We start from the raw sequence: 18,735 nt of genomic DNA, 5'->3' as shown, positions 1-18,735 counted from the left end.
CAGAACGTTTGCCCGGCAGCGATACCGGGCAAATGCGCTTAGCGGGCGGCCTGCTGGTACAGGTTGTCCCACATGGCTTTGACCAGCGCCTGGTCGCGCGGCGTCAGTTCACCGGCACCAATAGCCGTTTCCAGGCTCTGCGTCACGTTGCGATACAGGGCATCGGCAGAATGCGCTTCGCTTTCTTCAAGCTCGGCAACCGCCAGCGTCAGGTGGCCGCGCAGATAACCGCTGGCAAACAGCTCATCATCGCTGGCGTGCTCCACCATCTCATCAATTAACGCCAGAATGCGTGCTTCAAACTCCGCGATCATCTTCTTTCCTCTTTCTGTAACATGGCTTAGAGATCCTCAGGCCATGGGAAGTGTTCCGCCGTTAGGGTCGGCGTCTGATAATAATCTTGTAATGCCTTGATAAATTTTGCCGGACGCGGCGGGATGCCCTCTTTCAGATAGGTCATGACCTGCGCATGCACGCGTCGCTGAAACACGATGCGGTCCGGCTCGAAATCGCCTTCCAGGTTGTCGCAGCTGACGTTAAACGGAAAGCCCGCCGCCACGCAAAACAGCCAGTCAAACGCCTGCGGTTTCACTTCGACGTCTTCAAACTGCCCTTGAGTCTCGGCGTCGCGCCCATCCGGACAGTACCAGTAGCCAAAATCGACCTGCTCGCGGCGCGCCTTCCCGGCGATGCACCAGTGGGAAATTTCGTGCAGCGCGCTGGCAAAAAAGCCGTGGGCGAAAACGATACGGTTGTAAGGAACCTCGTCGTCTGCCGGAAGATAGATGGGTTCATCATCGCCTTTAATCAGACGAGTATTAAACTCATCGGCGAAGCAGCTATCAAAGAGCGTTACCAGCTGCTGGTAATCATGCGTTTTGGTCATTAATGCATCCCTAACCACTGAAGGATTTCCTGTCCATGGCTGTCATAGAGCAGCTTGGCGCTCATCACCGCGGAGACCACGACGATCATCGGGCGGATCAGCGCTTGCCCCTTACTCAACACTAAGCGCGAGCCCATGCGCGCGCCAAAAAACTGGCCAATCATCATCACAAAGCCGGTCGCCCAGATAACTTTGCCGCCAATGATAAACAGCAAAAGACCACCGACGTTCGAGGTCGCGTTCAACACCTTGGCGTGCGCGGTGGATTTGGCAAGGTTAAAGCCCATCAACGTCACAAACGCCAGCGCATAAAACGAACCCGCACCGGGGCCGAAGAAGCCATCGTAAAAGCCTACGCAGCCGCCAGCAACCAACGCAAACGGCAGGCCGTACAGACGGCGCTGGCGATCGGCTTCACCCAGCTTTGGCATCAGCAGAAAGTAAAGACCAATGCTGATAACCAGAATGGGCAGGATCTGGCGCAGAATATCGGACTGCACGTGCTGCACCAGCAGCGCACCGGTCATTGAGCCAATGAAGGTCATCAGGATATTCAGCTTCTGATCGGCCAGATTCACCACTTTGCGGCGCACAAAATAGAGTGATGCGGAGAGTGAGCCGCCGCAGGCCTGTAATTTGTTGGTTGCCAGCGCCTGCGCGGGCGGCATGCCCGCTGCCATCAGCGCCGGGACGGTCAGCAAACCGCCGCCGCCGGCCAGTGAATCAATAAAGCCAGCCAGAATGGCAATAAAGAACAGCGCCACCAGCATGAGCGGCTCGACCATAAATAACGCGGAAAAACTGTCCATCAGAGTACGTGTTCATCCAGTAGCGCCTGGCAGGAAGGCGGCAACGGTGGAGGCGTCTTCTTCACAGGTTTGGTGGTGCCAGGTTTTGGCGGTTCGAACCAGCTTTGCAGCTCAGCGCCGCAGCCGTCACCCGCAGGCGGCGGCGCCTGCTCTTCACATTCTAAGCTGTTAGCCGGGCACTTCAGCCGCACGTGCATATGCGCACGGTGCTGGAACCACGGGCGCACTTTATGCAACCAGTCGCGATCGTTGCCCGCTTCCAGGCACAGCTGCTGCTTGATGGCCGGGTTGACGAAAATTCGCGTCACGTCGCGGTCTTCCGCCGCCAGCTTAATCAGTTGGCCAATTTCCGGTTTCCACAGCGTCGGCACAACGCGCTTGCCGTCGGCGCTCACCAAATCCAGCGCCTGCGGTTTCAGCAGCTGTGCTGAACTCCAGCGCGTCTTCGGGAGCTGCAGGAAAATATCGACATCCAGACCACTCTGGTGGCTGGCGTGTCCGCCGTTAAAGCGCCCGCCTGCGGGCATACCCATATCGCCAATCAGCATCGTGCCCATACCCAACTGCTGCACCTGGCCGCCAAGCCGCTGGATAAACTGCACCAGATCCGGGTGGCCAAAATAGCGGCGCTGATCGGTACGCATCACCTGATAGGTGTCAGACTGGAGCGGCAGCGCCTGCGCGCCGACGATACAGCCGTTGGCAAATGCCCCGATAGACTGGGCGCTGCCGGCGATAGGTTGAGTGATTTTCTGCCACGGCGTTGCCGCCAGCGAGGTGCCGCTGGCAAGCAGAGCCAGCAGCGCTATAACGGTTTTTTTCATGTTTACCAGCGTGGAATTGACGTCGTCACATCGGCGTTCTGCGCCCGTTGGCGCATAAAATGATCCATCAGGACAATAGCCAGCATCGCTTCGGCGATCGGCACAGCGCGGATGCCAACACAAGGATCGTGGCGACCTTTGGTGATCATCTCAACTTCCTCGCCAAAGCGGTCGATCGTCTTACCCGGCACGGTGATACTTGATGTCGGTTTCAGCGCAATATTGGCCACAATCTGTTGGCCGCTGCTGATGCCGCCCAAAATACCGCCCGCGTGGTTGCTCTGGAAACCGGCTTTGGTGATTTCATCGCGGTTTTCACTGCCGCGCAGTTTCACCACCTCAAAGCCATCGCCAATCTCTACGCCTTTTACCGCGTTGATGCTCATCAGCGCATGGGCAATATCGGCGTCCAGGCGATCGAATACCGGTTCACCGAGACCCGGCGGGACGCCATCGGCCACGACGGTGACTTTAGCGCCAATTGAGTCGCCTTCTTTTTTGAGGCCGCGCATCAGCTCGTCTAAGGCCTCAATTTTGTCCGGATCCGGGCAGAAGAACGGGTTTTGTTCAACCTGATCCCAGTCCTTAATCGCCAGCGGAATGTCGCCCATCTGAGTCAGACAGCCGCGAATAACGATACCAAACTTCTCGGCAAGGAATTTCTTGGCGATCGCCCCGGCGGCCACGCGCATCGCCGTTTCACGCGCAGAAGAACGCCCACCGCCGCGATAGTCGCGCAGCCCATATTTCTGCTCGTAGGTGTAGTCGGCATGCCCCGGGCGGAAAACGTCTTTAATCGCGCCGTAATCCTGAGAGCGCTGATCGGTGTTTTCAATCAGCAGGCCAATACTGGTGCCGGTGGTCACGCCTTCAAAGACACCGGAGAGGATTTTCACCTGATCCGGCTCGCGGCGTTGCGTGGTGTAGCGCGATGTCCCCGGGCGACGACGATCGAGGTCGTGCTGAAGATCGGCTTCGGTTAACGGAATGCCGGGCGGCACGCCGTCAACGATGCAGCCCAGCGCCAGGCCGTGCGACTCGCCAAAGGTGGTTACGCGAAAGAGTTGTCCAATTGTATTTCCTGCCATCACGACTCCGTTATCGTTGTTCTGCGTTATTGCGTGCTGGATAAATCAGTCTTTGTACTGCGCGAAATGATGCTGCGCGGCTTCAAGCTGCGCTTTGGTCAGCATAAAGACGCCGTCACCGCCGTTGTCAAACTCGAGCCAGGTGAACGGGACATCCGGATATTGGTCCATCAGATGTACCATGCTGTTACCCACTTCACAAATCAGAATGCCGTCGTCGGTGAGATAATCCGGCGCGCAGCCTAAGATACGACGGGTCAGGTGCAGGCCGTCCGAGCCGGAAGCCAGGCCCAGCTCCGGTTCATGGCGATACTCCGACGGCAGGTCAGACATATCTTCTTCATCAACGTAAGGCGGGTTGGTCACGATCAGATCGTATTGCAGCTGCGGCGCGTCACGGAACAGATCGGAGCGAATCGGCGTGACATGATGAATCATACCGTGCTCTTCGATGTTGTATTCGGTAACGGCCAGCGCGTCCACCGAAACATCAATCGCGTCGACTTCCGCTTCCGGGAAGGCATAGGCGCAGGCGATAGCAATGCAGCCGCTGCCGGTGCACATATCGAGAATATGCTGTGGACGATGATTAATCAGGCCGGCGAAGCGATTGTTAATCAGCTCACCAATCGGCGAACGCGGCACCAGAACGCGATCGTCAACGTAGAATTCGTGACCGCAGAACCAGGCTTTGTTCGTCAGGTAGGCGACCGGGATACGCTCGTTGACGCGGCGAATAACGCGCTCAACGATCAGCTGTTTTTCGCTGGTGGTCAGACGCGCGTTGCGCATATCTTCCGGAATATCCAGCGGTAAATACAGGGTCGGCAGAACCAGTTGAACGGCCTCGTCCCACGGGTTGTCGGTGCCGTGCCCGTACCAGATTTCGGCCGCGCTAAAGCGGCTTACCGCCCAGCGCAGCATGTCCTGAATGGTGTGCAGTTCATTGACTGCTTCTTCAACAAAAATCTTATCCACGTTGTCCTCCAGGGCATGCGTCGGGGTAAATTCGGCGGCTAGTTTGCCATGAAGACGGCGATAAATCAGCATTCTTGCGTAGGGCGCGGGGAAAAAAGCGTTTTCGCTGCAGGAAGCACGCTGAAAAGGTAAACTAGGGGAAAAGGCGAATTTGAGAAGAATTGATGAAAAACAAAAACTCACTGAGCGAGGAGGATCAGGCACTCTTCCAGCAGCTGATGACCGGCACGCGTAAAATCAAGCAGGATACGATCGTTCATCGCCCGCAGCGTAAGAAAATCAGCGAAGTGCCACCAAAGCGGCTATTGCAGGAACAGGCGGACAATAGCCACTACTTTTCCGATGAGTTCCAGCCGTTGCTCAACACCAACGGTCCGGTGAAATACGTGCGCCAGGACGTCAGTCATTTTGAGCTGAAGAAGCTGCGCCGCGGCGACTACTCGCCGGAGCTGTTCCTCGATCTGCATGGGTTAACCCAAACGCAGGCCAAACAAGAGCTGGGCGCGCTGATTGCCGCCTGCCGCCGGGAGCATGTGTTCTGCGCCTGCGTCATGCACGGCCACGGTAAGCACATTCTCAAACAGCAAACGCCGCTCTGGCTGGCGCAGCACCCGCACGTTATGGCGTTCCATCAGGCATCGAAAGAGTACGGCGGTGACGCCGCGCTACTGGTGCTGATTGAAGTGGAAGAGTGGCTGCCGCCGGAGCTGCCGTAAGACGCGATGTCGGCCGGATAAAGCAACGTCGCTATGCGGCGTTCTGCGCCCGGTTGCCTGATGGCGCTACGCTTATCAGGCCTACAGGCATCAGACCAACGGGGAGTCAGGCATTACCCGGCCAGTTAGCCGGGTAATCAGCGGTTAGATCGCTTTCGCCATTTTCAGATTGCACGGGCTCATTTGCCAGTTCAGGACGCCCTGTCCGTTTGCGTCGAGGGTGACGCAGGCAATGGCTGAGGTCGTGAACATCGGCGGGACTTCGCCAGGACACAGTTCGGCAACCAGATAACCGACCAGCGGCAGGTGCGAAATCACCAGTACCGATGATGTGCCTTCGTTCGCCAGAGCCTGGAGATAGGCGCTAACCAGACCGATATCACCGCACGGCGTTAGCTCGGGCAGAACATCCACTTCTTTTGGCAGGTTCATGCACTCCCCTACCACTTCCAGCGTCTGCTCCGCACGCAGATAAGGGCTCACCAGAACGCGACCGATATCCACTTTTTGGTCTTTCAACCAGGTTGCCATCTGACGAGATTCATCACAACCACAGCCGGTGAGAGGACGAACCGAGTCACTGGCTGCATCGAGGGCAGCGTCGCCGTGACGCATAATAAACACTTGCATATTGCACCGCTTTTGTTAACCAGAAGCACCAGCGTCACCCCGAAGGTGACGCGGTAGCCGGGCATTGTGCCTTATCCATTCACTGAATGAAACGCTGATTTTTACCTTACTGGCGTAAGTATAGTCAACATCTGTTTACAAAATAGCCAGAAACCTTGCGATTCATCAGGGTTCACTGACTTTGACATCAGCGCGTGGAATCCGTTTCATCACCAGGCCAAAAGGTCTCCCCGCGTTCCGCACGCTGCATCAGCGCATCGCACGGCATAAAGCGTGGGCCATACTGGCTGGCCAATCGTTGCAGTCGGGCAACCACTTCACCCGCCCCCAGTGAATCCATATAGCGGAGCGGGCCACCGAGGAACGGTGGGAAACCAATGCCAAATACTGCCCCAATGTCGCCGTCGCGCGCGCTGCGGACAATGTTCTCATCCACGCAGCGTGCCGCTTCGTTGAGCATCAGCATCACGCAGCGTTCGGCAATGTGTTCGGCCGAGCAGCGGGCGTTACGCGCCGACATGCCCGGCAAAGCGTAAACGGCAGTATCAACTTGTTTCTTGCTTGTACGCCCTTTTGCGGCATAAAGATAGAAACCCCGGCCATTTTTTCTGCCTTTGCGATCGTCATTCAAAATTGCCTGAATCAGCGTTGCAGGCGCGCTAAAACGTTCCCCGTAGGCCGCTTCCAGCACCGGAAGAATTTTGGTGCCGGTATCAATGCCTACTTCATCCAGCAACTGAATCGGCCCGACCGGGAATCCAAATTTAACCAACGCATTATCAATATCTTCCACGCGCTCGCCGTCGACCAGCATGCGCATGGCTTCGGCAATGTATGGCGCCAGAATGCGGTTAACGTAAAAACCGGCTTTATCCGCGACCACAATCGGCGTTTTTCCCTGTTTCTTCGCGAGCTTCACGGTAGTGGCAATCGTCTGCTCTGACGTGCCCACATGGGGGATAACCTCCACCAGCGGCATTTTTTCAACCGGGCTGAAAAAATGCAGACCGATCACCTGCTCAGGCCGCTGCGCATGGGCAGCAATATCGCCAATGGGCAAAGAAGAGGTATTAGACGCAAAAATGGTGTGCGGCGCGCAGTACTGTTCAATTTCGCCAACCATTTTTTGTTTGAGCGCAAGATCTTCAAATACCGCTTCAATCACCAGATCGCGATGGGCAAACCCTCGGTAGTCGGTACTGCCGGAAATCAACGCCAGCTGCGCATCTCGCTCGGCGGGTTTCATGTGACGACGGCGCACCTTTTGCTCCAGCTGATCCCAGCTGTACTTCAGCGCATGGTTAATACCGTTGGCGTTAATATCTTTGATTCGCACCGGTAGCTTACCTTTAATCGCCGTCACATAGGCAATACCACCGCCCATCAGGCCACCGCCTAATACGCCGACCGAACGCAGCGGGCCTGCCTCAACGCGAGCGCCGGGATCCTTTTTAATATCGGTGCTGGCAAAGAAAATGCTGCGCAGTGCGCGCGACTGCGGCGTCATCGCCAGTTCGCCAAAGGCACGGGCTTCGGCTTCGTAGCCGCTGCTGGCGCCATGGGCCAGACCGGTTTCAATAACCTGCAAAATTTTATCCGCCGCCGGATAGTTGCCCTGCGTTTTCTGTGCCGTTTTCTTTGCCGCCATGCTGAACAGCAGGTGACGACCCAGTGGCCCCGCCAGAATACGCTCGCGCACCGGCAGGCGGCGATGTTCATGGCGCGCTTTACGCGCATATTCAGCGGCGGCGTCCAGCAGAATCGAGTGCGGAACCACTTCATCCACCAGCCCTGCTTTCAAGGCCTGACGGGCGCGCAGCTGTTTTCCGGTCAGGATCATGTCCAGCGCAGTACTGACGCCAATCAGGCGCGGCAAACGCTGAGTACCGCCCGATCCCGGCAGCAGGCCGAGCTGAACTTCCGGCAGGCCGAGCACCGTACGGCTGTCGTCGGAGCAGATGCGCGCATGGCAGGCCAGCGCCAGCTCCAGGCCGCCGCCAAGGCAGGCACCGTGGATGGCCGCGACCACCGGGACTGATAGCCCCTGAATTTCCGCCATCACCTGTTGTCCCTGACGCGCCAGCGATTCGGCTTCCTGCGCGCTTTTGCAGCGACCAATCATGTTAATGTCGGCCCCGGCGATAAAGTTATCGGGCTTCGCAGAGATAAACACCACGCCCTGCAGCGCTTTGTTATCGCGAATTTGCCGGAGGATAGCGCGCACCTGGCCGCCAAACTCGGCTTTCAGGGTGTTCATCTTTTCATCAGGCACATCAATCGTCACCACCGCCACGTTGTCCGGGCGCACGGTAAAGGTAAATGCGGATTTCATCGCTTCCATTATTCAGCCTCCAGTACCATCGCTGCACCTAATCCGCCCGCCGCACAGGCGGTCACCAGCCCAAAGCCGCCGCCGCGACGGCGCAGTTCATGGAGCGTTTGGGTTATCATGCGCGCACCGGTTGCGGCAAACGGATGGCCGTAGGCGATAGATCCCCCCAGCACGTTGAATTTGCTCTCCTCCACTTCGCCGGTGGCCTGGCTGCGGCCCAGCACCTCGCGAGCGAAATTATCGCTCGCCAGACATTGAATATTGGCCAGCGTCTGCGCGGCAAATGCTTCATGCATATCGATAAGCGTCAGGTCGGCGAACGTTAGCCCGGCGCGATCCAGCGCCAGCGGCGTTGACCAGGCCGGGCCCAGCAGCATGTCCTGCCAGACGTCAATGGCGGTAAAGGCGTAGCTACGCAGATAGCCCAGCGGCGTCAGCCCCAGTTCTTTGGCGCGGGATTCGGTCATCAAGATCACCGCCGCTGCACCGTCGGTCAGCGGCGTACTGTTAGCCGCCGTTACGGTGCCGTGCTGACGGTCAAATGCCGGACGCAGTTTGGCGTAGTCCGCCAGCGTAGAGTTCGCGCGGATATTGTTGTCCTGCTCAAGTGGATTACGGTACGGCGGCGCGTAGGCCGTCATCACCTCGTCGTTCAATTTGCCCGCCGCCCAGGCCTGAGCCGCCAGCAGATGCGAGCGGTTTGCCAGCGCATCCTGCTGTTCGCGAGTAATACCGTAGGTTTTTGCCATCTGCTCGGCGGTGTCCCCCATGCGCAGCCCGGTAGAATACTCGGCTACCGCTGGCGGCACCGGCATCAGGTCGCGCAGACGCAGACGGGAAAAGAGCTTCAGCTTTTGCCCCAGCGTGCGGGCTTTGTTGGCATCCACCAGGGTACGCGCCAGCTTTTTGCTGACGCCAATCGGCAGTACGGAAGAGGAGTCGGCGCCGCCGGCGATGCCCGCACGAATCGTGCCTGCCATCAGACTTTCGGCGACGTTAGCAACGGCCTGGAAACTGGTGGCGCAGGCGCGGCTGACGCTGTACGCGTCAGTATGCACGTTCATGCCGGTACCCAGCACAATTTCACGGGCAATGTTGGGTGCGGCCGGCATCTGGACCACCTGACCGAACACCAGTTGTTCAATGACCTCGGGGGGAATTTCGCTACGTGCCAGCATTTCGCCCACCACCATTTTACCTAAATCAACGGCGAGAACGCCGTGATAGGCGGTAGCCTGACGGGCAAACGGGGTACGTAACCCACTGACAATAGCAATGCGATCGCCCTGGCGGGTGATAAGCGGTAACGCCTGACTCATAACTCTCCCCTGTTATCGGAAATCGACCAAGTGGTCTGACCTGATAACATTCTTAACTAATTTTTTACACTTAGCCAATCGGAGAGAGGGAAAATTGCGAGCTAAAACACACTGAGCGATAAAGAAAACGCCCCCGCAGCGTGAGCAACGAGGGCGTGAGCAGAAAGGTCATTCGCCTGGGGCGATTAACGCAGGCCCAGCTGGAAAATCAGGGTTTCGGCTTCACAAGCGAAGACAAAGTCGATATCCAGCTGCACGCCGCCTTCAACGTCTTTGAAGTTTGCGGTAATTTTGCACGGCTCGGACTCAACGCCGCGCGCTTTTTCCGTCAGCGCTGCCAGGGTTTCTTCTGCATCAGCGCGGTTAGCAAAAACGCGGCTGTAAGATGCGGTGCAGTCGGAGTTGTCCATGATGGTACCAACGTCCATGCAGCAGCAAACCGGGGTTTCATCAGCACTACATTTACTCATTGTAGATTTCCTCTGTTTTGCGCACTCAAGGTGCCAGATAAACGATGTGCTTATTTTACGCCCGCCCGTTGCACGCCTCCAGTCGATAATGTGACGAAAGCCGATAAGTGACCGAAATCACAATTAAAAATGATCTAAAACAAATTTCTCACTTCTCCGCCTTTGACCATCCCCGCATTTTTGCCAACCAGATCTCGTTTCAAACAACATCTTAGAAAAAATTAATAAACAATATTGCAACATACCAGCTGGTCAGACCTATACTCTCGTCACTGGTCTGATTTCTCTGTCGTAGTCCAGCCCCTACACTTCGCGCTTCTGTTACTACATGTAACATTGTTTGTATAAAAATAACTCAATGAGGTTATGGTCATGAGCCAGAAAACCCGTTACACGAAGTCTGCTCTTGCTGTCGCAGTGGCACTTGTTTCAACCCAAGCCTGGTCAGCGGGCTTCCAGCTTAATGAATTTTCGTCTTCTGGTCTGGGCCGTGCCTATTCTGGTGAAGGCGCTATCGCCGACGATGCGGGTAACGCCAGCCGTAACCCGGCGCTGATTATGATGTTCGATCGCCCTGCATTTTCTGCCGGTGCGGTTTACATCGATCCTGACGTCAATATTACCGGCAAGTCTCCGGCCACCGGCCGCAGTACCGATGCCGATAACATTGCACCGACCGCGTGGGTTCCTAACGCGCACTTTGTCATGCCGATTAACGAACAGTTTGGTTGGGGTGCGTCTGTTACCTCCAACTACGGCCTGGCAACGGAATTCAACAATAACTACGCGGCCGGCATGTACGGCGGTAAAACCGACCTGCAGACCGTTAACCTGAACCTGAGCGGCGCATACCGTCTGAGCAGCAACTGGAGCTTCGGCCTGGGCTTTGACGCCGTCTATGCGAAAGCCAAAATTGAGCGTTATGCTGGCGAAACCAGCCTGATGTTCCCTGGTGCGACCGGGAAAGCGGTCGGCATTACCGGCGCAGACTCGCAGGTTGCGCATCTGAAAGGCGATGAGTGGGGCTATGGCTGGAACGCAGGTATCCTGTACGAACTGGATAAAAACAACCGTTGGGGCCTGACCTACCGCTCTGAAGTCAAAATTGACTTCGACGGCGACTACAAGAGCTCCATCACCACCCGCGGTAACCAGCTCTTCGCCGCTCGCGGCATTACCGGTCTGCCTTACGGCACCGACGGCAGAACCATCGGCGGTTCTCTGACGCTGAACCTGCCAGAAATGTGGGAAATTTCCGGTTATAACCGCATCGCGCCGCAGTGGGCTATCCACTACAGCATGGCTTACACCAGTTGGAGTCAGTTCCAGGAGCTGAAAGCCACCGGTTCTAACGGTCAGGAACTGTTCTATAAAGACGAGAGCTTTAAAGACGCCTACCGTATCGCACTGGGTACGACCTATTACTACGACAAGAACTGGACCTTCCGTACCGGTATTGCGTTTGATGATAGCCCGGTTCCGGCCAACCATCGCTCAATCTCCATTCCGGACCAGGACCGTTTCTGGCTGAGCGCCGGTACCACCTATGCGTTTAACGACGATGCTTCCATCGACGTGGGCGCATCTTACATGCACGGCCAGAGCGTTACCGTGCAGGAAGGCAACTACACCTTCAAATCTGAAGGTAAAGCCTGGCTGTTCGGTACCAACTTCAACTATCGCTTCTGATAGCTTGTCGGCATAAAAAAGGGGGGAACATCGGTTCCCCCCTTTTTATTGCCATCGATTCGTTACTCAGAATCGATATCTTTTAAATCGTCCTGAATCGCCTGCGCGTTCGGGTTTTCCGCTGGCTTCAGCTTGCCGCCGTTGGCGATAAAGTCGTGCTGCTGGAAGTAGGCTTCACGCACCATAATGTACGGATCGGAAGACTGACGCAGCAGGCCATCGGAGTCGAGGAGCTGCGCGCGCGTTTCCACCCCTTCGACCATCCACTTGCCGATAGACATCGGCCAGGTCAGCCATGAGAGCACTGGATAGGTGGTATCGACCATATCGCCGCCGTCGTCACGCAGCGTAAAGCTGCCGTAGAACGGAAGCTGCAGATACGGGCCATAGCCTACGCCGTAGCTCCCCAGCGTACTGCCGAAACGGTGCGGTTGAACACGCTGCAGTTTCGGGTTTGCAATACCGGCAACATCAATAAAGCCGCCCATACCGAGAAGGGTGTTCAGGAAGAATCGGGTGAAGTGGACCATCCCCTGGTACGGGTCGCCCTGCAGGAAGGAGTTGACCATGATGGCAGGCTCTTCCAGGTTACTGGTGAAGTTACCCAGGCCATTACGCGCCGGCTGCGGAACATAGTCGCGCCACGCCACGGCCACCGGACGCACAACGTACGGATCCAGCACATTAAAGTTGAAGCTGTACATGGTACGGTTAAAACCTTCAAACGGGTCAGAGCGCCCCTGCTGTTCAGTACTGGAACTTGCACAGCCCACCAGCAGTGTTGTTCCGAGCGCAAGCGCCGACAGGCGAAGCTTCATAAATATCTCCCTGGTGATTATGGCCATCACTGATTGCCATCCATGACGGAACCTGGTCGTGTCCGCCTGTTTAGGTGTAAGTGATTGTAACAGCACGCCGACAATGTCTGTATAGCCAATTTCGTTGATCTGATCATAGCCTGGTAAACACCACACTGCGGCGCCTATATTCTAACGGCCCCAAAAAAACAAATATTACCATTTTTGCACTTTCAGAATATATCTACCTCACCGCCTACCGATAGCCGCTACGCTTTAGCGATACCCTTCTTTTTCAGGATCGCCATGATGGATGACCTCAAAGTAGAAAGCGAAGAAAAGCTGAGCGGAGAAAAAATCGAAGTGGATGAGGAACGCCTTCCCTCCCGCGCCATGGCGATTCATGAGCACATTCGTCAGGAAGGCGAAAAAGAGCTGGAGCGCGATGCCATGGCGCTGCTGTGGTCGGCCATTGCCGCCGGCTTGTCGATGGGCGCATCGCTGCTGGCAAAGGGGATTTTCCACGTTGAGCTGACGGGCGTGCCGGGCGGCTTTTTACTCGAGAACCTCGGCTATACCTTCGGCTTTATTATCGTAATTATGGCGCGCCAGCAGCTGTTTACCGAAAACACCGTTACCGCCGTATTGCCGGTGATGCAAAACCTGACAATGAGCAATATCGGCCTGCTGCTGCGCCTTTGGGGCGTGGTGCTGCTCGGCAACCTTATTGGTACCGCCGTCGCCGCGTGGGCATTTGAATATATGCCCATATTTAATGAAGAGACGCGCGATGCTTTTATCAAGATTGGCCTGGATGTCATGAAAAACAGCCCGACGGAAATGTTTGCCAATGCGATTATTTCCGGCTGGCTCATTGCCACAATGGTGTGGATGTTCCCGGCCGCCGGCGCGGCTAAAATCGTGGTGATTATCCTGATGACCTGGCTTATCGCGCTCGGCGATACCACCCACATAGTGGTCGGTTCCGTAGAGATACTCTATCTGGTATTCAACGGTACGCTGCACTGGAGCGACTTTTTCTGGCCTTTCGCCCTCCCCACGCTGGCGGGCAATATCGTTGGCGGCACGTTTATCTTTGCTCTCATGAGCCACGCGCAAATTCGCAACGACATGAGCACCAAACGCAAGCAAGAGGCGCGTTTACGGTCGATGCATGACGCCAAAGAACACAAACATGAGGAAAAACAGCACTAAATGGCGACTGTTTAACCAGTCAGGCGGCACCGCACTTACCCCAGCGGGCAAAAAACGCTATACTCGTGCCGCTTCGTCCCCTTAGTTAAATGGATATAACGAGCCCCTCCTAAGGGCTAGTTGCAGGTTCGATTCCTGCAGGGGACACCATCGCCCCTCTTCAAAAATCCGCCGATCTGCGCAATGAATATCCAACTCAATCCACAAAAGCGCCGATTCGCCTTTGTGCCTGAACGCTGTTAACGATGTGCGATTACCCAATCTCAGGCAAACAGCGTTCCACGCCATAGCATACATAGAGAAAAAGAAGGAAGGATGGCGGGACGTGGGAGAGATCGGCAGCAACACGGTTAATCGCTGCGCAATGCGGTATGACGATGAGGCCGGTATGCCCTAAAAATGAAAGATTACCGCCAGTGCCTGGCCAATATGTTCGGCAGCACGGAAATGCCCAGGCTCTGCGCAGTTATCCAGCCCCTCCACCAGCGTCAGGCGGCGGTCAGGACACCGATGAGCAATCTGAACAATAGATAAAAATATCCTCATTAATATCATCAACCCTTCCGGTATCGGCACTTAATATCTGGTCAATATGAAATCGGTCGCTATTGTGAGAGGCTTTATGTCGGGAGCTTATCAGGGCAAATTCTTTATACTTGTTGATGATGATAAAGCTTCGTTTGCCTTTGTGGCTTTCAGGGAAAATTTCCCCATCAACCCCATTTTTTAAAAGATATGCAACATTATTAGCGCCAACGGGCAACGGCGTGATATCACATTGAATTTTATCATTATCGTTACCAATCAACCGTCTCGTTTTTTCCGCGAGGATAAAATCAATTGTTATTTTTGTTACACGATTTAATGAAAGATGATGAATAGCCATATGTCAAACCCTCTCCAGTGAGGCACCGTAAGAGTATATACCTGTTAATATAAAATACCTATTTCTCGACAGATATCACCGGCCGACAAGGCATTGCCTGAAATTAATAGGTACTAATTAAGAAATAGTGAAAACGAATTTCCTGTATGTCGTAAAATGTGGCCGCATCTATTTAACACGTCTCAAACAAGTATTTATATTTTCATACAAAAGCGTTGCCATAAAAACGCAGGACCAGGGATCAACGCCTATCCCATCGCCTTTACCCGCTGCCGGAGCCTCACCTCAATGGCACTCTCCGGCAGCCGTATTGTTACAGTGAATCAAACTGGTAGCTGACCGATAGCCCAACGCCATAGTTACGGCCCGGCGCCGGTTCATAATAGCGTCCGTTGCTCTCGTTGACGATAACAGAGCCGACGTAGCGCTTATCAAACAGGTTATCAACGCGCGTATAGAGGTCGACGGTCCAGTTATCTACCACATATTTATAGCCGGTATTCAGTGCCGTCACCGTATAGGCTGGAGCCTGCTCGCTATTGGCATCGTTGACCTGAATATCGCTCATATAGCGGACTTCAGCGCCAGCGTACCATCCCTCTTCCGGCACCCAGCCAAAGGAGGCATAGGCGCTATTACGTGCAATCCCCGGGATCCGATTGCCGCTCTGAATAGCATCGCCGGCGTTTTCACGGTAGGTCGCATCCAGCAGCGTCCACGCCAGTTTGGCGCGCCAGGCGGGCGCAAATTGCTGATCCCATCCCAGTTCGACCCCGCGGCGGCGCGTCTTGCCCGCGTTCTGATAGGACGTACGGCCATTGTCGCTGGCGGCAACGACAATTTCATTTTTCGTGTCCGTATTGAAGACGCTCAGGCTCGCCATCCCGGTGCCCACCTGCCATTTACTGCCTGCTTCAACGGTGGTGTTAGTGGCCGGTTGCAGAGCAAAGTTAAGCCCGGACTGACCATCGGGACGATAGGACAGCTCGTTAATGGTCGGCGTTTCAAACCCCCTCCCGGCAGAGAGGTAAACGTTCCACTGCGGCGTCATGGCATACTTCAGCGCTGCCGCCGGAAGCCACTTGTGATAGCTCGCTTCGCCGCTATCATCACCATTTTTACCTACAACATAACGATCGTTGGAATCAAACCATACCGAGCTATAGCGCGCCCCGGCGTCCAGCCCCAGGGCTGAGGTGAGCTGCCAGTGCGTTTGAATGTAGGGATCGAGGTTCCACATCAGGTTACGTTCGTTACGTCGCATATCACCTTTGGTGCCGAGATCGTAAACGCCGTTCTGATAAACAAAGTTCTCATAGCCTTTGCGCTGTTCGGTCATCGTCTCGTAATCAAGGCCGGTGGTGATGGCGTAAGGGATAAAACCGCTGTCATCGTGGTGTGTCCAGCGCGTATCAATCCCCTGATACCGACGCGTCAGATCGATAACCCCGCCGGGGTGAGATTCGCTGCGCTGCTGAACGAAATAGGGAATAGACTGATACTGGACCGTTTCACGGATGCCAGCCCAGGTCATCACGCTAAGATCGTCGCGATCGCTGAGCCCCTGCTGATAGCGCAGGCCAGCCTGAGTCTGTTTGACCGTTTTGCGCGTACGGTACTGCTCACCACGCGGCGCCTGGGCTGGGTTGTCCTTCCATTCTGCGCGGGTTAATCCGCCCGGGTCGTCGGCGGTGATATCAACGCTGTTGAGTTGCAGCGTCAGGTTGCCGGTGTCGTTCAGCTTGACGCCCAGTTTCGCATTCAGCAAATTTTTATGCGCGGCGCTATTATCGCGAAAACCATGGGTCGAGAAGCGGCTGCTGGAGACCGTATAATTGACGTCGCCCGCCTGAGTACCATCGCCAGACGCGCCGCTCGCCTTAAGCCCGGTTCGCCAGCTACCAAAACTGCCGTAATAATTGCTGCTTTCAAGGGTCGTCGGCTGGCGGCCGGTTTCAGTTTCGACATTCACCACCCCGCCGGATGCGTTACCATACAGCGCAGAGAACGGCCCTCGAAGCACGTCAACGTGTTCAATGGAGCCGATATCGATGTTGGATAATTGCCCTTGCCCGTCAGGCATGGTTGCCGGAATACCATCAACGTAGAGCCGCAGACCGCGAATACCGAAAGTCGAACGCGCGCCGAAGCCGCGGATGGACATCTGTAAATCCTGAGCAAAATTCTGTCGGTTTTGGATCTGCAGGCCGGGCACGTCGGCCAAACCCTCCGACAGGTTTATGCGCGGTGCGGCATGGCGCATATCATCACCGTAATCAACGGCGACGGCCGCCGGCGTATCCAGCGCGGACAGCCCTCCATCGGCTGCCGCACTGACGATCATGGTTTGTTCTCCAGCAGAGCTGGCGTCTGAAGAGGCCGTTTGCGCGTAGGCGCAGGAAACCGGGGCCAGGGCGACGGCGGTCGCCAGCCGGGAAAGCTGCAGAGTTAATTTCATGTAGACGTATTGCTATCGAAGGGAAAGGAAATCTGGCGAATACCCTGCGGGTATTCGCCAGTGAGTCGGTTACTTGCCGGTATATTCGAAGACGATAATCGAACCTGGATTGCTCAGGTTATGCGTCGGATGGTTAGACTCATCCATCACGTTACCGAAGTTATCGGTCGCCACGAAGAGCTTACGCGTATCCGGGCTGACGACGACCATGCGGTAGCGGTTAGCGGTGTGGAAGTATTTTGCCACATCACCCTGCACGTTTTTCTTATCGGCATTCAGCAGCACGCGATACAGCGAGCCATTTTTCATTGAGCTCACGATAAGCGAGTTGCGCCAGCTTTTAATCACGCCGTCCGCCGGGTAGTAAGTGACGCTGGACGGTGCGATAGTCGGCCAGCAAATATAGGCTGAATCGCCGCTGCAGCTGGCATCGCTGTAGCTGTAGCCCTGACGGACCGTGAAGAAGGTTTTGATCGGCGCTTTAAAGTCGTCGGCTTTCCATTCGGTTTCTTTCTGTACAGGAACCCCGGCTGGAATATGGTTCGGATCCCATTTCAGCGACGGGCAATTTTCTGCTTTGGAATAGTTCGCATAGACGTAAGCCTGATCGTCCTGGAAACCTGCAACGTGCGGCCAACCGTAGTTGCCGCCGGGCTCAAGGATATTCAGCTCATCATCCGATGAAGGCCCCTGCTCGGAGGAATAAAGCGTATTGCCAACGAAGACCAGTCCCTGCGGGTTACGGTGACCATAGGTAAACAGGTGACTTTTAATGCCGTGGATCACCGGGTTATCTTCCGGAATTGAGCCGTCAATATTCAGGCGCAACACTTTACCGGCATAAGCGGAATAGTCTTTATTTTTCAGTTCGGCTTCAGTCGGAATACGCTGGGCATCGATCGGTTTGCAGAAATTAGCGCCCTGATTATGTCCTTGTTCACCAATGGTGTAATAAAGTTTACCGTCAGGTCCAAAACGCAGGCGTCCACCGTTGTGATCGTTTCCTGCCGGGAAGCCGGCAAGAATTTCTTTTTCATTCCCCAGTTTTTGGGTTTTTTCGTCATATTCCAGACGGACAATTTTGGCGTGTTCCTGATCCCCGTCCATATAGGTATAAGCGGTATAGACGTAATTATTGCCGCCGGCTTTCATAAATTCAGGCGATAACGCCAGGCCGAGTACGCCTTCATGCTGCGGGCCAATATGCACACCGCTCAGCGTAATCGCGACTTTTTTCTCACCGGTTTTGGGGTTAATACGATCGATAGCAGCAGCTTTACGTTCAGTGACCCACAGGTAGCCATCCGGGCCCCATACCATATCCCACGGCGCATCAAGACCGCTGACCAGCACGTGTGCAGAGAAAGGTTCTGCCGTCTGGACTTCAGGATGTTTAGCTGAGTCGGCGTGCGTCGTTTTTGCTGCATAGGAAACGCCACACAGGGCAATGGATAACGCGACAGCCTGGCTAATGCGTTTTGTTCGAGTATTAAACATTATTCACTCCATACCATATGAAATAATCTCATCATTTCTGAGATTACCGGGATAGAACAACTATTGTCGTCTCGAAATATTTTGTCAAATTATGAAAAGTTTTCTTAAAAGTTATCGTAAGTAACATACTATGGGTAAAAT

General features: G+C 55.2%; 17 protein-coding genes and 1 tRNA gene. 4 read left to right on the top strand and 14 right to left on the bottom strand.

Features of this window, described 5'->3' with window-relative positions:
* Window positions 1-38: 38 nt before the first annotated feature.
* From H7R56_RS07400 to prmB, 6 genes are read right to left on the bottom strand one after another with little or no spacing between them, the layout of a single operon-like run.
* On the bottom strand, window positions 39-314 hold the full coding sequence (locus tag H7R56_RS07400) for a YfcL family protein (RefSeq protein ID WP_106924231.1): 276 nt from the start codon (window positions 312-314) through the stop codon (window positions 39-41).
* A gap of 26 nt (window positions 315-340) precedes the next feature.
* Window positions 341-886: an elongation factor P hydroxylase gene (locus H7R56_RS07395; protein WP_106924230.1), complete on the bottom strand. Its 546-nt coding sequence runs from the start codon at window positions 884-886 to the stop codon at window positions 341-343.
* On the bottom strand, window positions 886-1,695 hold the full coding sequence (locus tag H7R56_RS07390; protein ID WP_106924229.1) for a sulfite exporter TauE/SafE family protein: 810 nt from the start codon (window positions 1,693-1,695) through the stop codon (window positions 886-888). Before H7R56_RS07390 ends, H7R56_RS07395 begins: the two co-directional genes overlap by 1 nt.
* Complete coding sequence (gene mepA / locus H7R56_RS07385) at window positions 1,695-2,519, bottom strand: penicillin-insensitive murein endopeptidase (protein WP_106924228.1); 825 nt, start codon at window positions 2,517-2,519, stop codon at window positions 1,695-1,697. Before mepA ends, H7R56_RS07390 begins: the two co-directional genes overlap by 1 nt.
* Before the next feature lie 2 nt (window positions 2,520-2,521).
* Window positions 2,522-3,607, bottom strand: coding sequence for a chorismate synthase (aroC, locus tag H7R56_RS07380; protein WP_106924227.1), 1,086 nt, complete (start codon window positions 3,605-3,607; stop codon window positions 2,522-2,524).
* A gap of 45 nt (window positions 3,608-3,652) precedes the next feature.
* Window positions 3,653-4,585: a 50S ribosomal protein L3 N(5)-glutamine methyltransferase gene (gene prmB / locus H7R56_RS07375; RefSeq protein WP_106924437.1), complete on the bottom strand. Its 933-nt coding sequence runs from the start codon at window positions 4,583-4,585 to the stop codon at window positions 3,653-3,655.
* Between the two features lie 164 nt (window positions 4,586-4,749).
* Between prmB and smrB the strand changes: the two genes are divergently transcribed.
* A complete protein-coding gene (gene smrB, locus H7R56_RS07370; RefSeq protein ID WP_106924226.1) occupies window positions 4,750-5,301 on the top strand; it encodes an endonuclease SmrB in 552 nt (183 codons plus the stop codon).
* A 144-nt stretch (window positions 5,302-5,445) separates the two neighbouring features.
* Here the strand turns inward: smrB and sixA are convergent, their stop codons facing one another.
* The 4 genes from sixA to H7R56_RS07350 all read right to left on the bottom strand — a co-directional run bounded on the left by sixA (window position 5,446) and on the right by H7R56_RS07350 (window position 10,052).
* On the bottom strand, window positions 5,446-5,931 hold the full coding sequence (gene sixA / locus H7R56_RS07365; RefSeq protein ID WP_106924225.1) for a phosphohistidine phosphatase SixA: 486 nt from the start codon (window positions 5,929-5,931) through the stop codon (window positions 5,446-5,448).
* A 187-nt stretch (window positions 5,932-6,118) separates the two neighbouring features.
* A complete protein-coding gene (gene fadJ, locus H7R56_RS07360) occupies window positions 6,119-8,263 on the bottom strand; it encodes a fatty acid oxidation complex subunit alpha FadJ (protein ID WP_374956729.1) in 2,145 nt (714 codons plus the stop codon).
* Window positions 8,264-8,271: 8 nt separating this feature from the next.
* On the bottom strand, window positions 8,272-9,582 hold the full coding sequence (fadI, locus tag H7R56_RS07355) for an acetyl-CoA C-acyltransferase FadI (protein ID WP_106924223.1): 1,311 nt from the start codon (window positions 9,580-9,582) through the stop codon (window positions 8,272-8,274).
* A 185-nt stretch (window positions 9,583-9,767) separates the two neighbouring features.
* Entirely contained in the window at window positions 9,768-10,052 is a 285-nt protein-coding gene (locus H7R56_RS07350) for a YfcZ/YiiS family protein (protein WP_106924222.1), read from the bottom strand.
* A 372-nt stretch (window positions 10,053-10,424) separates the two neighbouring features.
* Between H7R56_RS07350 and fadL the strand changes: the two genes are divergently transcribed.
* The gene (fadL, locus tag H7R56_RS07345) at window positions 10,425-11,741 is read left to right on the top strand and encodes a long-chain fatty acid transporter FadL (protein ID WP_181357947.1); all 1,317 of its coding nucleotides are present in this window, start codon (window positions 10,425-10,427) and stop codon (window positions 11,739-11,741) included.
* Window positions 11,742-11,803: 62 nt separating this feature from the next.
* Here the strand turns inward: fadL and mlaA are convergent, their stop codons facing one another.
* Window positions 11,804-12,559 (bottom strand): phospholipid-binding lipoprotein MlaA, encoded by a 756-nt coding sequence (mlaA, locus tag H7R56_RS07340; RefSeq protein ID WP_106924220.1) that lies wholly within the window; start codon window positions 12,557-12,559, stop codon window positions 11,804-11,806.
* A gap of 285 nt (window positions 12,560-12,844) precedes the next feature.
* On the opposite strand from mlaA, the gene H7R56_RS07335 reads away from it, so the two are divergent.
* Both H7R56_RS07335 and H7R56_RS07330 read left to right on the top strand, forming a co-directional pair.
* A complete protein-coding gene (locus H7R56_RS07335; protein WP_106924219.1) occupies window positions 12,845-13,753 on the top strand; it encodes a formate/nitrite transporter family protein in 909 nt (302 codons plus the stop codon).
* 75 nt (window positions 13,754-13,828) lie between these two features.
* A tRNA-Arg gene (locus H7R56_RS07330) sits at window positions 13,829-13,903 on the top strand.
* 349 nt (window positions 13,904-14,252) lie between these two features.
* On the opposite strand, the gene H7R56_RS07325 is transcribed toward H7R56_RS07330, so the two are convergent.
* The 3 genes from H7R56_RS07325 to H7R56_RS07315 all read right to left on the bottom strand — a co-directional run bounded on the left by H7R56_RS07325 (window position 14,253) and on the right by H7R56_RS07315 (window position 18,594).
* Window positions 14,253-14,639: a hypothetical protein gene (locus tag H7R56_RS07325; protein WP_106924218.1), complete on the bottom strand. Its 387-nt coding sequence runs from the start codon at window positions 14,637-14,639 to the stop codon at window positions 14,253-14,255.
* A gap of 313 nt (window positions 14,640-14,952) precedes the next feature.
* Window positions 14,953-17,097: a TonB-dependent receptor PqqU gene (pqqU, locus tag H7R56_RS07320; protein WP_106924217.1), complete on the bottom strand. Its 2,145-nt coding sequence runs from the start codon at window positions 17,095-17,097 to the stop codon at window positions 14,953-14,955.
* Between the two features lie 69 nt (window positions 17,098-17,166).
* Window positions 17,167-18,594, bottom strand: coding sequence for a glucose/sorbosone family PQQ-dependent dehydrogenase (locus tag H7R56_RS07315; RefSeq protein WP_106924216.1), 1,428 nt, complete (start codon window positions 18,592-18,594; stop codon window positions 17,167-17,169).
* Between the last annotated feature and the right edge of the window lie 141 nt (window positions 18,595-18,735).

This window comes from Klebsiella sp. WP3-W18-ESBL-02, assembly GCF_014168815.1.
GTDB classification, from domain to species: Bacteria; Pseudomonadota; Gammaproteobacteria; order Enterobacterales; family Enterobacteriaceae; genus Kluyvera; species Kluyvera ascorbata_B.
This window is presented reverse-complemented; position numbering and strand designations above follow the sequence as displayed.

What these genes read in the sequence shown, in the direction of transcription:
- aroC (WP_106924227.1), bottom strand. Translation starts at nt 3,607, where the DNA reads ATGGCAGGAAATACAATTGGACAACTCTTTCGCGTAACCACCTTTGGC.
- mepA (WP_106924228.1), bottom strand. Translation starts at nt 2,519, where the DNA reads ATGAAAAAAACCGTTATAGCGCTGCTGGCTCTGCTTGCCAGCGGCACC.
- H7R56_RS07395 (WP_106924230.1), bottom strand. Translation starts at nt 886, where the DNA reads ATGACCAAAACGCATGATTACCAGCAGCTGGTAACGCTCTTTGATAGC.
- H7R56_RS07325 (WP_106924218.1), bottom strand. Translation starts at nt 14,639, where the DNA reads ATGGCTATTCATCATCTTTCATTAAATCGTGTAACAAAAATAACAATT.
- H7R56_RS07390 (WP_106924229.1), bottom strand. Translation starts at nt 1,695, where the DNA reads ATGGACAGTTTTTCCGCGTTATTTATGGTCGAGCCGCTCATGCTGGTG.
- smrB (WP_106924226.1), top strand. Translation starts at nt 4,750, where the DNA reads ATGAAAAACAAAAACTCACTGAGCGAGGAGGATCAGGCACTCTTCCAG.
- fadI (WP_106924223.1), bottom strand. Translation starts at nt 9,582, where the DNA reads ATGAGTCAGGCGTTACCGCTTATCACCCGCCAGGGCGATCGCATTGCT.
- fadJ (WP_374956729.1), bottom strand. Translation starts at nt 8,263, where the DNA reads ATGAAATCCGCATTTACCTTTACCGTGCGCCCGGACAACGTGGCGGTG.
- fadL (WP_181357947.1), top strand. Translation starts at nt 10,425, where the DNA reads ATGAGCCAGAAAACCCGTTACACGAAGTCTGCTCTTGCTGTCGCAGTG.
- H7R56_RS07335 (WP_106924219.1), top strand. Translation starts at nt 12,845, where the DNA reads ATGATGGATGACCTCAAAGTAGAAAGCGAAGAAAAGCTGAGCGGAGAA.
- H7R56_RS07350 (WP_106924222.1), bottom strand. Translation starts at nt 10,052, where the DNA reads ATGAGTAAATGTAGTGCTGATGAAACCCCGGTTTGCTGCTGCATGGAC.
- sixA (WP_106924225.1), bottom strand. Translation starts at nt 5,931, where the DNA reads ATGCAAGTGTTTATTATGCGTCACGGCGACGCTGCCCTCGATGCAGCC.
- mlaA (WP_106924220.1), bottom strand. Translation starts at nt 12,559, where the DNA reads ATGAAGCTTCGCCTGTCGGCGCTTGCGCTCGGAACAACACTGCTGGTG.
- pqqU (WP_106924217.1), bottom strand. Translation starts at nt 17,097, where the DNA reads ATGAAATTAACTCTGCAGCTTTCCCGGCTGGCGACCGCCGTCGCCCTG.
- H7R56_RS07400 (WP_106924231.1), bottom strand. Translation starts at nt 314, where the DNA reads ATGATCGCGGAGTTTGAAGCACGCATTCTGGCGTTAATTGATGAGATG.
- H7R56_RS07315 (WP_106924216.1), bottom strand. Translation starts at nt 18,594, where the DNA reads ATGTTTAATACTCGAACAAAACGCATTAGCCAGGCTGTCGCGTTATCC.